Below are 13,750 nucleotides of genomic sequence, written 5' to 3' on the forward strand. Positions count from 1 at the left end.
CAACGAAAAACCTGCCAGATATTTCTTCACCCGTCATTCCTCCGTAACAGTCCGTTGAGCAGGAGACTGCAGCAATCCTCAACCGAAAAAAGAGCTTCCTCGTCGATTACCATTGAGACTATGTACCCACGCAGCATGTTGAATATCACCTTCGCAGCCTCCTCGGGATTGCAGTCGCAAAAAGCCCCTCTCTCGACTCCATCTGCAATGAGCTGTGTCAGAAAAAGGCGGCGCTCCCGAAAAAACTGCCGTTTCATGTCAAGGCCGAAGGAGAAGCAGAATTCCTTCCCCTGAAGCATGAGGATTTCCTTGTGTCCTGTGGTAAAGGCGATCGTCGTTGAAATAAAGGCCTTCACCGCTTCCCTGGGATCCTTGATATGGGCGAGAACCTCCCGCGTCTCCCCGTCGAGTCTCCTGATCCATTGCTGCATCAGTGTAAGGTAGAGATCATCCTTGTTCTTGAAGTAGAGGTAGAGGCAACCAACGCTAATGCCCGCAGCGCTGGCGATGAGCCGCATACTGGCTTCAGAATGCCCTCTTTCTGCAAATACACGGTGGGCAGCGTCGAGTATCTTCTGTTTGGTCGCCTCTGCTGAACGCTTGTTCATAGGACCATATGGTTTAAAACAGGGAAGGTTGTCAAGGAAATAGTAAGTATTCACAGCATGAGAGGAAATTATGACTCAAGCTCTTTCCCGCGGTTACCGATGAAACTTTTGGGCCCTTGCAGCTGCCCGTAAAACATCATAGGAGAATCCACTATGGAGAATTCGAACAACGCCGTATTACTTGAAAGCGACACAAACGAACTCGAGATAGTCGAATTCAGGATAGATGAATATGATGATTCGGGCCAGCTGGTGCCGTGCCATTACGGTGTGAACGTGGCGAAAGTGAGAGAAATCATCCGCCTTCCCCAGCTGTGGAAAGCATTCAACAGCCAACCTGCTGTCGCGGGAATGATAAAACTGCGAGACAAGGTGATCACGGTCATCAACCTGGCGGAGCGTCTCAATAAACGCATTGAGGGAATGGAGCCTGATCGGGTGATCGTCCTCGAATTCAACAGGCTGGTGGTGGGGGTGCTAGTACATTCGGTCTCCCGCATCTACCGCATCTCCTGGGAGCAGGTGGAGCCTCCCGTGAAGGTGGCGAATTCGGAGCAGGTGACGGGCCTCGTAAAGATGGATGACAGGATCATCCTCGTTCTCGACTTCGAGAAGATCGTTGGTGAACTCTGCGGGCAGTATGTGACGGCTTACGAGATGCTCCCGGACCCCGATACCGCCCGCAGCAGACGCATACTTGTCGCCGACGATTCCCCGTTCATCCGCAACACGATGTGCTCCTCCTTGCGCGCTGCAGGACACCTGGTGGAAGAAGCGGAAAATGGCGAAGAGGCCTGGAACATTATAAACGAGAAACTGCAGCGATGCCGCGAACGCCAAGTGCCCATAAAAGAGGAACTCGACCTGCTGATAACGGACGTTGAAATGCCGCGAATGGACGGTCTGCACCTGACGTCTCGGGTACGGAAAGAGGCAGCCCTCAAGGACCTCCCCGTAGTAATTTTCTCCTCCCTGGCGAGCGAAGATAACATCAGGAAGTGGAGCGCCCTCGGAGCAAACCAGATCCTCACGAAACCCGATCTGCCTAATCTTGTCTGCCTCGCCGAGCAGCTCACTGGATAGAAATAGCTCCTAATACGAAAAAAGGCGCCGTATTGGCGCCTTTTTTCGTCCTGCCACAAGCTTCTTTACTTCAATCTGTGAGCATAAAGCGGGAAACGCTTCATCAGCTGATTAACCCGCCCTTTGATTTCTGCCAGTTTCGCTTCATTCTCTACGTTGCCGAGAACCTCTGCGATGAAACCTGCGACGTCCTTCATTTCGGGCTCCTTGAGACCATGTGAGGTGGCAGCAGGAGTACCAATGCGGAACCCGGATGTCACAAACGGAGAGCGGGTTTCGAAGGGGACGGTGTTTTTGTTGACGGTGATGCCGGCCCTGTCTAGGGCCTCCTCGGCCACCTTGCCGGTTAGTTCCGTTCCGGAAAGATCAACAAGCATGAGGTGATTGTCTGTGCCTCCGGAGACAAGCTTGAAGCCGCGCTCCATCAGGCCCTGTGCCAGCGTACGCGCATTTTTAACAATCTGCTCCTGATAGGCCTTGAACTGCGGGGTGAGCGCCTCTTTAAAGGCTACGGCCTTGGCAGCAATTACATGCATGAGAGGCCCACCCTGGATTCCCGGGAAGATATTGGAATTGAGGGTTTTAGCATACTCTTCCCTGCAGAGGATCATTCCTCCCCGTGGGCCGCGAAGTGTCTTGTGGGTCGTGGTGGTAACGAACTCGGCATGGGGAACGGGGCTCGGGTGGAGGCCGGCCGCGACCAGTCCTGCGATGTGAGCCATATCCACCATCACCACGGCGCCAACCTTATCAGCTATGGTGCGAAAAGCAGCGAAGTCAATAATACGGGGGTATGCGCTGGCACCAACAACGATCATCTTGGGCTTGTGTTCCTGTGCAAGGCGTTCAACTTCCTCGTAATCGATGGTCTGGACCTCCTTAGAGACCCCATATGGAATAACATTGAAGAAGCGCCCGGAAAAATTGACGGGGCTTCCGTGGGTGAGGTGTCCGCCGTGGGAAAGGTTCATGCCCAGGATAGTATCGCCCGGCTTGAGCACCGAGAAGTAGACGGCCATATTTGCCTGGGAGCCGGAGTGGGGCTGGACGTTGACGTGATCAGCACCAAAAAGCTCCTTTGCCCGTGAAATGGCAAGGTTTTCTACCTCATCTACATGATGACAGCCGCCGTAGTAGCGCTTTCCGGGATATCCTTCGGCGTATTTGTTAGTAAGCACCGACCCCTGGGCTTCAAGGACCGCTTCAGAAACGAAGTTCTCGGAAGCAATCAACTCCAGGTTAAATTCCTGCCGCTCGGTTTCCAGTCTCACAGCGCGTGCTATTTCCGGATCGAACTGTTCGAGAATCGACATAAGTATCTCCTTCGCCTTATTGGAAAAAGAAACGGGACCTGTACAGTCCCGTCGTGCGTCTTATGCAAAAAAACAATTACCTGCTCTGCGCAAGCTCCCGCTCCAGAGCCGCGATCTTGTCGAGGCGGCCTTGGTGACGTCCTCCCTCAAAAGAGGCATCGAGCCATGCAGCGACGATCTCACGTGCATCCTTTTCGGTAAGTACGCGGCCACCAAGGACTAGGATGTTGGCGTTGTTGTGCTCTTTGGCCATTCGTGCCATGAATGGATCGGTTACCAATGCGGCACGAACTCCGGGAAACTTATTTGCCACAATGGACATTCCGATCCCGGTTCCGCAGAATAGTATACCTTTTTCAGCAGCACCCTCCGAAACCATCCTAGCAACCCGTTCCCCAAAGTCGGGGTAATCGACGGAGTCACCGTTATCGGTTCCGCAATCCTCAAAGACAATGCCCCGCGAACCAAGGAAGGCCTTGATCCCTTCCTTGAGGTCGAGTCCGCCATGATCGCTGCCCACCACCATAATTGCCATCTCCTATACCTTCCTGAACAGAAGAGTGGCATTGGTCCCGCCGAACCCGAAGGAGTTGCTTAATGCGTACTCTATCTTGGCTTCGCGGGCGGTATTTGGAACGTAATCAAGATCGCATTCAGGATCAGGCTCTTCATAATTAATGGTAGGAGGAACGATCCCTTTATCCATCGCCATCAGCGTCAGCGCAGCCTCAACCCCTCCGGCGGCACCCAGAAGGTGACCCGTCATCGACTTGGTCGAGGAGACCATCAGCTTCTTGGCGTGGTCGCCGAACACTGCCTTGATAGCAAGTGTTTCGTTGAGGTCGTTGAAGGGTGTAGACGTGCCGTGCGCATTGATGTAAGTCACCTGCTCCGGGTTGATGCCGGCACCATTGAGAGCCATCTTGATGCAGCGGGCCGCACCCTCCCCTCCGGGAGCTGGCGCGGTGAGGTGATAGGCATCTCCTGTCATCCCATAACCTACGACTTCACCATAGATCTTGGCGCCTCGTTTTTTTGCCGATTCATATTCCTCAAGAACTATTATCCCGGCACCTTCGGCTAGAATGAAGCCATCGCGGTTCTTTTCAAATGGTCGCGAAGCAGCGGTCGGATCGTCATTGCGGGTAGACAACGCCTTCATGACGGCGAATCCGCCAATTCCGAGCGGCGTCACCGTCGATTCGGTGCCTCCTGCGATCATCGCGTCTGCGTCGCCGCGCTTGATAATGTGGTAGGCATCGCCGATGGAGTGGGTGCCGGTAGCGCAGGCGGAAACTGAAGAAACGTTCGGCCCTTTGGCACCGTACTTCATGGATATGTGCCCGGGGGCCAGATTGATGATGAGCATCGGGATAAAGAAGGGAGAAATCTTCTTGTAGCCACCCTCCTGGAGGGCGGAATGATATTTCTCAATGGTGGTCAATCCGCCGAGTCCGGCCCCTACCAGAACCCCTACCCGCTCAGCGTTCTCCTCGGTAACCTGGAGGCCCGAATCTTCCATGGCGAAATGCGCGGCAGCCATAGAGTACTGGATGAACAGATCCATCTTCTTTACTTCTTTTTTGTCGATGAAATCTTCGGCGATAAAGTCCCTGACCTCACCGGCGATCTTGACAGGCATTTCCGAAGCATCGAAACGGGTTATTGGGCCGATTCCCGACTTTCCCGCAATAACGGCATTCCAGTTCTTCTGGTTTCCGGTGCCCAGCGGCGAAACAACGCCGACGCCCGTCACCACAACTCTTCTCATAAATCTGGTCTCCTCGAACTGATCTTCTGGGGGAAAAGTGCAGCGATAAAGAGAGGGGAAGCGGACTTCCCCTGTTTTCTAGGTGTGCTCGGTGATGTAGTCGATTGCATCCTGGACGGATGTGATTTTCTCAGCGCTTTCGTCGGAGATCTCGATATCGAACTCCTCTTCAAGGGCCATCACAAGCTCTACGGTGTCGAGAGAATCTGCGCCCAGATCGTCCATAAAGGATGCTTCATTGGTAACCTGTGCCTCATCAACCCCAAGCTGCTCTGCTACTATCTCTTTGACCCTTTTTTCTATCGACGACGACATGCTCTACCTCCATTGTTTAATGAACCTGTACAGGTTTCTGGTGTTGACTACCTTGCCTTCATAGCATGAAAAGAACGATTTGCAAAAGATATTTTTTCCGGTTTTAAAGCCCCTGCTACATGTACATCCCACCGTTAACGGCAAGTACCTGGCCCGTTATATAGGCCGAGTTTTCCATGGCTAGAAACAATACTGCGTTCGCAATGTCGTCGGCAGTCCCAAGACGCTCCAAGGGGATCTGTGCCAGGAGTTCCTGCTTAACCTTCTCAGGAAGAGCATCGGTCATATCGGTGGCTATGAATCCCGGTGCTACCGCGTTCACTGTAACATTGCGGCGAGCAAGTTCCCGGGCGTTGGAACGGGTGAGCCCCATGAGCCCGGCTTTGCTGGCGCAATAGTTGGCCTGGCCGATGTTACCCATCTGACCGACAACCGAGGCAATGTTTATGATCCGCCCGTAGCGCTGCTTGGTCATTACTTTCGCAGCAGCACGAGTGCAAAGGAAGGCACCTTTCAGATTGACGTCTATAACCGCATCCCACTCGTCTTCCTTCATGCGGAGCAGCAGAGCATCCCTCGTAATCCCGGCATTATTCACAAGGATATCGACACGGCCGAACGCTGCGACAGCCTCATCCATCATCCGGTCAGCATCGGCGGCGACAGTAACGTTACCCTGTACTCCGACAGCTTCCCCACCGGCGGCTTTGATCTCGTCGGCCAGCGCTTTTGTTCCTTCCAAATTGACATCAACGGCTACAATCTTTGCTCCCGCAGCCGCCAGAGACAGTGCAATGCTGCGACCGATTCCCCGGGAAGCCCCGGTAATTACGGCAACTTTTCCTTGTGGCATGAAACAGCCTCCTTGAACTCGTTATTGCAGGGATTTCAGCGAAGCTACATCCTCTACATTGGAGGTAACAGCCTCCTTGGCAATCCGTTTTACCAGCCCCGACAGAACCTTTCCGGGCCCAATTTCGAGGAAGTTCGTTACATCGAGATCCACCATCCGCCGCACCGACTCCTCCCAGCGGACCGGGGCGCTTACCTGCCTGACGAGAAGATCCGTAATCATTTTTTCGTCGCTGTTTTCCCGTGCTTCTACGTTTGTTACAACGGGAGTCCGCATCGTGGAAATGCTTACCCCCTCCAGAACCGCAGCCAGGCGCTCCCCGGCAGGGACCATAAGACTGCAGTGGAAGGGCGCGCTTACGGGAAGCAGCATGGCCTTCCGGAAACCTCTTCCCTTGGCTATTTCAATGGCACGATTTACCGCTGTAGAATGCCCGGCTATCACGATCTGGCCTGGGGAATTGAAGTTCGCAGCAGATACCACTTCCCCCTGTGCCGCTTCAGCACAAATTTCAGCAAGAACGTCAGGCTCCACACCAAGAATAGCCGCCATAGCCCCTACGCCTACCGGGACGGCTTCCTGCATAAAAGTGCCACGGGCGCGAACGGTGCGGACTGCATCGGCAAAAGCAAGGGATCCCGAGGCTACCAGCGCCGAGTATTCGCCGAGGGAGTGGCCAGCAAGAAATTTAGGAGATAGACCCGTTTCGGCTTGAACAACTCGCAATGCGGCAATACTTACAGTCAGTATTGCCGGCTGTGTATTGGCCGTCAACTTGAGATCCTGCTCCGGTCCTTCGAAACAGAGGCGGGACAGCTTGAAGCTGAGGGCGTCATCGGCCTCGGCAAACACATCCCGTGCAACAGTAAAATTCTCTGCCAGTTCCTTTCCCATGCCGGGAAACTGGGAGCCCTGCCCGGGGAAAATAAATGCATGAGCAGCCATAAGCACATCCTTTGCTTGAAAATGAACTACCAGCGAACGATCGTGGAGGCCCATGTAAGTCCTCCTCCGAAGGCTGCAAGGAGAATCAAGTCACCTGTATTGACTCGTCCGGTGCGATTAGCCTCATCCAGGGCAATAGGGATGGACGCGGACGAAGTGTTTCCGTAGCGTTCGACGTTATTGAATATCTTCTTCTCCGGAACACCGAGCCGCTTGGCAATCGCATCGATAATCCGCCGGTTCGCCTGATGGGGAATAAAAAGGTCTATGTCGTCGGCAGTGAGATCATGGACTGCTAGAGCTTCGCAGGCAATCTCGCCCATGGCACGGACGGCATGCTTGAAGACCTCATTACCCTGCATCGATATGAAGGGAAGTCGTTCGCTTATGGCTTTCGGGGAGACGGGGTTCCTGCTGCCGCATCCGGGCTGATAGAGAAGCTCCCAGAAGGAACCGTCGCTCTTCATATGGCTTGAAAGGATTCCATGCTCCGATTCTGAAGCCTCGACAACCACGGCGCCGGCGCCGTCCCCAAAAAGGCAGCAAGTGTTGCGGTCGCTCCAGTCCACAATCCTGGAAAGAACCTCCGCCCCTACAACCAGAATTTTTCGGGCGGACCCGGTCCGGATATATTTGTCGGCTATTGAGAGACCATAGAGAAAGCCGGAACAGGCGGCGGAAATATCAAGAGCAACGGCATTGGCAGCTTTAAGATTGCTCTGTACGAGACAAGCAGTGGAAGGAAAAGGGAAGTCAGGCGTTACCGTGGCAACGAGAATCATGTCAAGCTGGTCAGGGGTCAGCCCTGCTTTGTCGAGCGCATTTCGTGCCGCCATAGAGGCGAAGGTTGAAGTATATTCACCTTCCTGCGCTATATGGCGTTGCCTGATGCCGGTTCTGGTGACAATCCACTCGTCACTGGTGTCGACCATCTTTTCGATATCGAAATTGGTTAGTATCTTGTCCGGGAGAGCCGAGCCTGTACCTGTTATCCGTGTGTGGATCATTACTCCGCCTTCCCTACCCTGCCACTACTTCTTGAACAGGCTCGTGCTGCTGCATGGTTACGACGAAATGCTCACGAAGCTTGTCCGCCATCCTGTGCGTAACGCCTTTCTCGGCGTATTCGTGCGCAAAACGGATGGCATTCTTGATGGCTTTCTCGTTGGACCCGCCATGACAGATCATTCCGACACCGTTGATGCCGAGAAGCGGAGCTCCGCCATATTCAGCGTAATCCACCTTTTTTTTGAAGTTCTTGAAAGCGGTGCGGGCGAAGAGATATCCAAGAACTGACATGTAGCTCTTCTTGATCTCTTCCTTAAGCATCGTTACGGCTGCCTCTGCAAGCCCCTCCGAGAGCTTCAGCACGACATTTCCAACAAACCCGTCGCAGACGACCACGTCAACCTTGCCGTTGAAGATGTCACGCCCCTCAACATAGCCGACGTATTCAAGGGGGGTCTTCTTAAGAAGAAGATGGGTTTCCCGGGTCAGATCATTCCCCTTGCTTTCCTCCTCACCATTGGAAAGGACACCGATACGCGGGGAGTTCGTGTTCATCGCATAACGACAGTATACCTCCCCCATGATGGCGAACTGGGCAAGATGAATTGGCTTGCAGTCAACGTTTCCGCCCACATCGAGTACGAGTGTCTTTCCCTTGAGTGTCGGAAAAATCTGTGCTATGGCCGGACGGTCGATTCCATCGATCCGCTTGAGAACGAACATCCCCGCGGCCATGGTAGCACCGGAGTTACCCGCGCTTACAACTGCTTCGGCCTCACCCCTTTTAACAAGATCGAACGCGACGCGGATTGATGAGTCCTTCTTTTTCCGTATGGCATCGGAAGCTGAATCGTGCATCCCGACCACTTCGCTTGCGTGCTGCAGGGTTATGTCAAGCCCCTGGCACTGGTGGCGGGTCAGCTCATCGCGTAGCCTATCCGTGTCGCCAACGAGGGTAACGGCGATACCATACTCGCGCGCGGCCGCAACAGCTCCTGCCACCTCGACGACCGGAGCGTTGTCCCCACCCATTGCATCAACAGCAACTCTCATAAACCCTCTGGGCAGTATATGGTCGGACCTGGATTACAGTTCCTCGGCCTTCAGTACCTCTTTTCCTTTGTAGGTACCGCAGGAGGCGCAGGCACGATGGGGAAGCTTGGGTGCTTTGCACTGGGGGCAGGTTGAAACAGTGGGGGCGGTGAGGAAATCATGAGCCCTGCGGGAGTTCTTCCGCGCTTTGGATGTTTTTTTCTTAGGTACTGCCATCTTGATTCTCCTTTATTTGTTTACCTTGAAACTCTTGAGCACGCTCATCTTGAAGTTAAGGTCCGATCTGTCACAGCCACACTCAACCTTGTTGAGATCGGCACCGCATTTGTTGCATAACCCCTGGCATTCTTCATTGCATAGCGGTTTGAGCGGAATTTCCATCATCACCTGTTCCGCTATTTCAGGATTGAGATCGATGACATCTCCTCGATACGTCGCCGAGACCAGATCGGCCTCCGCGAGCTCAACCTCTTCGTCCTGGGGGACATCGGCTTCACGGGAGTAGAAAACTGTGAAATTGGAAACAACAGGGGCTTCAAAACCCGCAAGACAGCGGGAGCAATCGAGAAGAACCCGAGTTTCCACCCTCCCGTTCACCCTTATGTGATCAAACTCGCGCGTTACTGTAAGCCATAGCTTCAGCGGTTCGACAAATCGGCATTCTCCTGCATCTTGGGACGACAAGAGAATCGGATAATCCTCTACCGGTTCTTCGACCGAGAAAACCTTCGGTTTATCCTTTATCTCTTCAACGTGCACCTTCATGGCATCACCAGTCCCCGCATTAAAGCCCCCAAGTATATATAACGAGGGTGCTTTGTCAAGGAAAAATCCCGTCATTGCTTGTGCCGGGAGGAGCAACGGCCTTTAATACCCCATCCGCTGCAGTATTGCAAGAAGAAACGCTGCAACGACCGGCTCGGGCAACCGGTTCAGATCAAGATCGTATCGCCGGGGCGCAGCCGGGGTTTCTGGGGCTCATCGAAAGAAGAGAAGAGAAGAACAAAAAAAAGCACTACAACTGCAGCAAGAACGACCATCGCCGGAACAATCCGAACATGTTTCTGCTCCTCTCCACCGCGGAAAATTCCCGCAACCGCCACGACGATGCCGACGCAACCAATCGTTCCTCCCCAGAAAAGTCCGAGATATACGAAACGTGCCTCAATCAACGGGGCAAGCCCTAGCAGAGATGTAACCTCCTCGTGAAAAAAGGTAGCAAGAGTTACAAGAGCAACTCCTCCGGATATGAGATTTATACCGCAGCGTATTGTACTACTGCTCATTTCAGCTGCACCAACTCACATCGCCCAGGCCCTTGCGGAGGACCACAGGGCTGTCACCTATAAGGCTAACCACCGAACTGACGTCAGGAGGAAGAATGCCGCCATCTACTACAAGATCTAGCTGCTTCCCCATCTCCTGCTCGACTAGAAACGGATCACCGATCGGTTCTTCACCGGAAAGATTTGCGCTTGTTGTTATGATGGGGTGCCCGAGCGCGCGGGTAATCGCCATACAGATCGGGTTGTCCGGAATGCGGATACCAACAGTTTTCTGGCGGGTCACCAGCAGGTCCGGCACTATCGAGGTAGCGTCGAGGACAAAGGTATACGGACCGGGAAGGTGCCGCTTCAATATCCTGAAGGCGTAGTTGCTCACCTTTGCATATCGGGCAACTTCAGAAAGGTCGGTACAGATGAAGGAAAAAGGTTTTTTCTTCTCGCGCTGCTTCAGCAGATAAATCCGGTCGATTCCCTTTTTGTTGAAAATGCTGCAACCAATTCCGTACGTAGTATCCGTGGGATAGGCGATTACTCCCCCCTTCTGGAGTGACTCGACAACCCTTGCAATGAGGCGCGACTGAGGATTTTCGGCATTTATCTCTATTACCATGGTTATACCTGGGGGTTCAGATCGCAGAGATTGTCGTGAACGAAAAGTCCATCCTTCTGGATGAGGATGTCGTCAAACCATATCTCCCCGTCTCCTCGAAGCAGCTTTACCATATCCCAGTGAACGGCCGATCGATTGCCGTTGTCGCACTCGTCGTAACACTGTCCTGGAGTGAAATGGATCGAACCGAAAATCTTCTCGTCAAAGAGTATGTTTCGCATCGGTTCCCGTATTCCCGGATTGACGCCGATTGCGAACTCTCCAATGTAACGCGCCCCTTCGTCCGTATCCAAAATCGTGTTGAGGGCATTATCCATCCCGGGAGCAGATGCGGCGACAATTCTCCCCCGTTCGAACTCCAGCCTGATGTTGTTGAACTCTTTTCCCTGGTAGATTGTCGGGCAGTTATAGGTAATGTAGCCGGAGACAGAATCTCGAACGGGGGCGGTGAAGACTTCCCCATCAGGTATGTTGAACCTCCCGTCGCACTTGATCCCGGGAAGCCCTTTGATGCTGAAGGAAAGGTCCGTGTCAGACGCTTTTATCCGCACATGCTCGGCCGTGTCCATTAACCTCTTCAGTTTTTCCTGTTTGATCGATTCCTGCCGCCAATCAATGCAGCAGGCGGAAAAGAGGTAGTCCTCGTATTCATCCAGGCTCATCTTCGCCTCCTGAGCCGCCCCCTGGGTAGGGTATCTTGTTATGACCCATCGGGTATGCTTGACGCGCCAGTCAGCTATCGGACGCATCAGTTTCGCATAGGTAATCATGCTCTGCTGATTCGCTTGAGCCATCACCATCGAATTCTCACCAGCTGATATTGCGATGAAAACATTTACGCGCTGCATGAAATCGAGTTTGTGCTGAGGGAAGTATGAGAGCTGTTCGGGAGAAGCGTTGTTGTAGAAGTGACGGTTTACGTCGGGGTGGGAAAACTCGTACTCGACATACTGGGCGCCTCTTTTAAGGCAGAGAACATAGAGTTCCTTTACTAGAGGAAGACATTCGAAGCCTGAGGCGTTGATGATTACGACATCACCCTTGCCCACTTGTGTAGAGTAATCCACGAGAACTTCGGCCAGTCGGGCGACTCTCGGATCTTTCATAACCTGCCTCCTCACTGATAAAGTACGACTTTAAGTGGGCGGTTATCTGCCCGTGTGTCCGAACCCTCCGGATCCCCGCTCCGAGCCGTCAAGCTCTGCCACTTCCTGAATTTTCGCACGTACGAATGGAGCTATCACCAGCTGTGCAATCCGTTCACCTGGTCGGATTGTGAACGACTCCTCGCCAAGATTGATGAGAATGACACCAATTTCGCCGCGATAATCTGGATCTATGGTTCCGGGTGAGTTTACAAGTGCCAGACCATGCCTGAGCGCCAGACCGCTTCGCGGTCTGACCTGCGCTTCATACCCCTCCGGAAGCTCTATGGCAACGCCGGTAGGAACGAGGGCACGAGCACCGGGACATAGCACTATATCTTCTCGTATTTCGGCGTACAGGTCCATCCCGGCCGCGTGGGGAGTCATGTATTGAGGAAGCGGGTTTCCGCTGTCGGTGGTGGTTCTTTTAATCTTGAGGAGCATCGAGTTCATGGAGCGGCCGTGGAAGATCTGTTCAGAGAGTCAGGTCACGGGCAGAGATGGAACCGGAGGAAACCTTTCCCATGAGTACCATGGTGAAATACCGGTCATCGAGAAGTTCTCCGCACAGGTCGAGCAGAGATGTGGAAGTAACACGGTCGAAACCCTTGATGATCTCCGGAAGCGGTTGGTAGTCGCCGAAGTAGATTTCATTCTTCGCGAGCTTTGACATCCTGTTGTCGCTACTTTCGAGGGACAACAGGATATTTCCCTTGATCTGTTCCTTGGCGGATTCAAGCTCGGTCGCCGTAAGGGCTTCAGTCTTCAGTCGCTTCAGTTCTTTCAAAGCGATCTCTATGACCTGCCCCACCTGATCAGGGCTAGATCCGGCGTAGATCACGAGCGAACCGGAATCGGAATGGGAGATCATGTAGGAGTATACCGAGTATGCGAGCCCATGCCGCTCCCGTATTTCCTGAAAAAGGCGGGAACTCATGCTGCCGCCGAGCACGGTATTGAGGATGTAGGCTTCATAACGCAGCGGGTGATCCTGGGGGAGTGCCGTCGTGCCGAGACACAGATGCGCCTGCTCCAGGTCCTTTTCATACGTCTCGATTCTCTTGCAGATGTTCCGCTCTTCCTCGGGTGAAGAGCTGCTTCCGGAAGGATGGTTTGAAAAGACCCCCTCTACAAGCTTAAGGAGGTCCTGATGAGCAATGTTTCCCGCAGCAGCGATGATGATATTCCCACCCAGGTAGGTACGGTCCCGGTAGGATATGATGGCTTCACGGGAGAGGCCGCCGACACTCTCTTCATTGCCGATGATAGGCATGCCGAGCGAGTGCCCTTTCCAGAAGTTACGGGAGAAAAGATCGTGGACGTAATCATCGGGGTTGTCTTCCAGCATGCTGATTTCCTGAAGAACAACCTTGCGCTCCTTCTCTATCTCTTCCGGGTCGAAAAGCGAATTGAGGAAGATGTCGGAAAGCAGGTCTACTGCCTGAGGGAGGAACTTGTCGAGAACTTTGGCATAGTAGCAGACGTATTCTCGGCTGGTAAAGGCATTGAGGATACCGCCCATGGAATCCATTTCACGGGCGATATCCAATGCCGTACGCCTGGGAGTACCCTTGAACAAAAGGTGCTCGATGAAGTGGGCAATTCCGTTTGCTTCAGACGTTTCGTGACGGGAGCCGCTTGCAACCCAGAATCCGATCGAAACCGAATACGCTGAAGGTATATGTTCGGAGATGACCCGTATGCCATTATGTAGAACTGTTTTACTGACCATGTATAGAAAGGTGTATCCAAAAAAAGCC

The 13,750-nt window shown here is 53.3% G+C and carries 17 protein-coding genes; 1 reads left to right on the forward strand and 16 read right to left on the reverse strand.

The window, feature by feature from the left end; translation table 11 throughout:
• Nucleotides 1-26 precede the first annotated feature (26 nt).
• Nucleotides 27-608, reverse strand: a complete 582-nt coding sequence (locus CFB04_RS05160; RefSeq protein WP_157698720.1) for a TetR/AcrR family transcriptional regulator — start codon at nt 606-608, stop codon at nt 27-29.
• Nucleotides 609-761: 153 nt separating this feature from the next.
• Between CFB04_RS05160 and CFB04_RS05165 the strand changes: the two genes are divergently transcribed.
• Nucleotides 762-1,691: a chemotaxis protein gene (locus CFB04_RS05165; protein WP_088534276.1), complete on the forward strand. Its 930-nt coding sequence runs from the start codon at nt 762-764 to the stop codon at nt 1,689-1,691.
• 65 nt (nt 1,692-1,756) lie between these two features.
• Here the strand turns inward: CFB04_RS05165 and glyA are convergent, their stop codons facing one another.
• The 15 genes from glyA to CFB04_RS05240 all read right to left on the reverse strand — a co-directional run bounded on the left by glyA (nt 1,757) and on the right by CFB04_RS05240 (nt 13,722).
• Nucleotides 1,757-3,004, reverse strand: coding sequence for a serine hydroxymethyltransferase (gene glyA / locus CFB04_RS05170; protein WP_088534277.1), 1,248 nt, complete (start codon nt 3,002-3,004; stop codon nt 1,757-1,759).
• 76 nt (nt 3,005-3,080) lie between these two features.
• Complete coding sequence (gene rpiB / locus CFB04_RS05175; RefSeq protein WP_088536712.1) at nt 3,081-3,533, reverse strand: ribose 5-phosphate isomerase B; 453 nt, start codon at nt 3,531-3,533, stop codon at nt 3,081-3,083.
• 9 nt (nt 3,534-3,542) lie between these two features.
• The gene (gene fabF / locus CFB04_RS05180; RefSeq protein WP_088534278.1) at nt 3,543-4,775 is read right to left on the reverse strand and encodes a beta-ketoacyl-ACP synthase II; all 1,233 of its coding nucleotides are present in this window, start codon (nt 4,773-4,775) and stop codon (nt 3,543-3,545) included.
• A 78-nt stretch (nt 4,776-4,853) separates the two neighbouring features.
• On the reverse strand, nt 4,854-5,090 hold the full coding sequence (gene acpP, locus CFB04_RS05185) for an acyl carrier protein (RefSeq protein WP_088534279.1): 237 nt from the start codon (nt 5,088-5,090) through the stop codon (nt 4,854-4,856).
• A gap of 115 nt (nt 5,091-5,205) precedes the next feature.
• A complete protein-coding gene (gene fabG / locus CFB04_RS05190; RefSeq protein ID WP_088534280.1) occupies nt 5,206-5,943 on the reverse strand; it encodes a 3-oxoacyl-[acyl-carrier-protein] reductase in 738 nt (245 codons plus the stop codon).
• A 21-nt stretch (nt 5,944-5,964) separates the two neighbouring features.
• Complete coding sequence (gene fabD, locus CFB04_RS05195) at nt 5,965-6,888, reverse strand: ACP S-malonyltransferase (protein WP_088536713.1); 924 nt, start codon at nt 6,886-6,888, stop codon at nt 5,965-5,967.
• A gap of 26 nt (nt 6,889-6,914) precedes the next feature.
• A complete protein-coding gene (locus tag CFB04_RS05200; protein WP_088534281.1) occupies nt 6,915-7,895 on the reverse strand; it encodes a beta-ketoacyl-ACP synthase III in 981 nt (326 codons plus the stop codon).
• A gap of 13 nt (nt 7,896-7,908) precedes the next feature.
• Nucleotides 7,909-8,949 carry a phosphate acyltransferase PlsX gene (plsX, locus tag CFB04_RS05205; RefSeq protein WP_088534282.1) on the reverse strand — a complete coding sequence of 347 codons (1,041 nt, stop codon included), beginning with the start codon at nt 8,947-8,949 and terminating at the stop codon, nt 7,909-7,911.
• A gap of 33 nt (nt 8,950-8,982) precedes the next feature.
• The gene (gene rpmF, locus CFB04_RS05210) at nt 8,983-9,165 is read right to left on the reverse strand and encodes a 50S ribosomal protein L32 (protein ID WP_088534283.1); all 183 of its coding nucleotides are present in this window, start codon (nt 9,163-9,165) and stop codon (nt 8,983-8,985) included.
• A 12-nt stretch (nt 9,166-9,177) separates the two neighbouring features.
• Nucleotides 9,178-9,714 (reverse strand): DUF177 domain-containing protein, encoded by a 537-nt coding sequence (locus CFB04_RS05215; RefSeq protein WP_088534284.1) that lies wholly within the window; start codon nt 9,712-9,714, stop codon nt 9,178-9,180.
• A 167-nt stretch (nt 9,715-9,881) separates the two neighbouring features.
• Complete coding sequence (locus CFB04_RS05220; protein WP_088534285.1) at nt 9,882-10,235, reverse strand: hypothetical protein; 354 nt, start codon at nt 10,233-10,235, stop codon at nt 9,882-9,884.
• A gap of 1 nt (nt 10,236) precedes the next feature.
• A complete protein-coding gene (locus CFB04_RS05225; RefSeq protein WP_088534286.1) occupies nt 10,237-10,845 on the reverse strand; it encodes an L-threonylcarbamoyladenylate synthase in 609 nt (202 codons plus the stop codon).
• 2 nt (nt 10,846-10,847) lie between these two features.
• Nucleotides 10,848-11,951 carry an aminopeptidase gene (locus CFB04_RS05230; protein ID WP_088534287.1) on the reverse strand — a complete coding sequence of 368 codons (1,104 nt, stop codon included), beginning with the start codon at nt 11,949-11,951 and terminating at the stop codon, nt 10,848-10,850.
• Nucleotides 11,952-11,993: 42 nt separating this feature from the next.
• Nucleotides 11,994-12,443 (reverse strand): dUTP diphosphatase, encoded by a 450-nt coding sequence (dut, locus tag CFB04_RS05235; RefSeq protein WP_088534288.1) that lies wholly within the window; start codon nt 12,441-12,443, stop codon nt 11,994-11,996.
• A gap of 22 nt (nt 12,444-12,465) precedes the next feature.
• The gene (locus CFB04_RS05240) at nt 12,466-13,722 is read right to left on the reverse strand and encodes a pitrilysin family protein (protein ID WP_088534289.1); all 1,257 of its coding nucleotides are present in this window, start codon (nt 13,720-13,722) and stop codon (nt 12,466-12,468) included.
• Nucleotides 13,723-13,750 lie beyond the last annotated feature (28 nt).

The sequence above is a fragment of the Geobacter sp. DSM 9736 genome, from assembly GCF_900187405.1.
Lineage (GTDB): Bacteria > Desulfobacterota > Desulfuromonadia > Geobacterales > Geobacteraceae > DSM-9736.

What these genes read in the sequence shown, in the direction of transcription:
- CFB04_RS05160 (WP_157698720.1), bottom strand. Translation starts at nt 608, where the DNA reads ATGAACAAGCGTTCAGCAGAGGCGACCAAACAGAAGATACTCGACGCT.
- CFB04_RS05165 (WP_088534276.1), top strand. Translation starts at nt 762, where the DNA reads ATGGAGAATTCGAACAACGCCGTATTACTTGAAAGCGACACAAACGAA.
- glyA (WP_088534277.1), bottom strand. Translation starts at nt 3,004, where the DNA reads ATGTCGATTCTCGAACAGTTCGATCCGGAAATAGCACGCGCTGTGAGA.
- fabF (WP_088534278.1), bottom strand. Translation starts at nt 4,775, where the DNA reads ATGAGAAGAGTTGTGGTGACGGGCGTCGGCGTTGTTTCGCCGCTGGGC.
- acpP (WP_088534279.1), bottom strand. Translation starts at nt 5,090, where the DNA reads ATGTCGTCGTCGATAGAAAAAAGGGTCAAAGAGATAGTAGCAGAGCAG.
- fabG (WP_088534280.1), bottom strand. Translation starts at nt 5,943, where the DNA reads ATGCCACAAGGAAAAGTTGCCGTAATTACCGGGGCTTCCCGGGGAATC.
- fabD (WP_088536713.1), bottom strand. Translation starts at nt 6,888, where the DNA reads ATGGCTGCTCATGCATTTATTTTCCCCGGGCAGGGCTCCCAGTTTCCC.
- CFB04_RS05200 (WP_088534281.1), bottom strand. Translation starts at nt 7,895, where the DNA reads ATGATCCACACACGGATAACAGGTACAGGCTCGGCTCTCCCGGACAAG.
- plsX (WP_088534282.1), bottom strand. Translation starts at nt 8,949, where the DNA reads ATGAGAGTTGCTGTTGATGCAATGGGTGGGGACAACGCTCCGGTCGTC.
- rpmF (WP_088534283.1), bottom strand. Translation starts at nt 9,165, where the DNA reads ATGGCAGTACCTAAGAAAAAAACATCCAAAGCGCGGAAGAACTCCCGC.
- CFB04_RS05215 (WP_088534284.1), bottom strand. Translation starts at nt 9,714, where the DNA reads ATGAAGGTGCACGTTGAAGAGATAAAGGATAAACCGAAGGTTTTCTCG.
- CFB04_RS05220 (WP_088534285.1), bottom strand. Translation starts at nt 10,235, where the DNA reads ATGAGCAGTAGTACAATACGCTGCGGTATAAATCTCATATCCGGAGGA.
- CFB04_RS05225 (WP_088534286.1), bottom strand. Translation starts at nt 10,845, where the DNA reads ATGGTAATAGAGATAAATGCCGAAAATCCTCAGTCGCGCCTCATTGCA.
- CFB04_RS05230 (WP_088534287.1), bottom strand. Translation starts at nt 11,951, where the DNA reads ATGAAAGATCCGAGAGTCGCCCGACTGGCCGAAGTTCTCGTGGATTAC.
- dut (WP_088534288.1), bottom strand. Translation starts at nt 12,443, where the DNA reads ATGAACTCGATGCTCCTCAAGATTAAAAGAACCACCACCGACAGCGGA.
- CFB04_RS05240 (WP_088534289.1), bottom strand. Translation starts at nt 13,722, where the DNA reads ATGGTCAGTAAAACAGTTCTACATAATGGCATACGGGTCATCTCCGAA.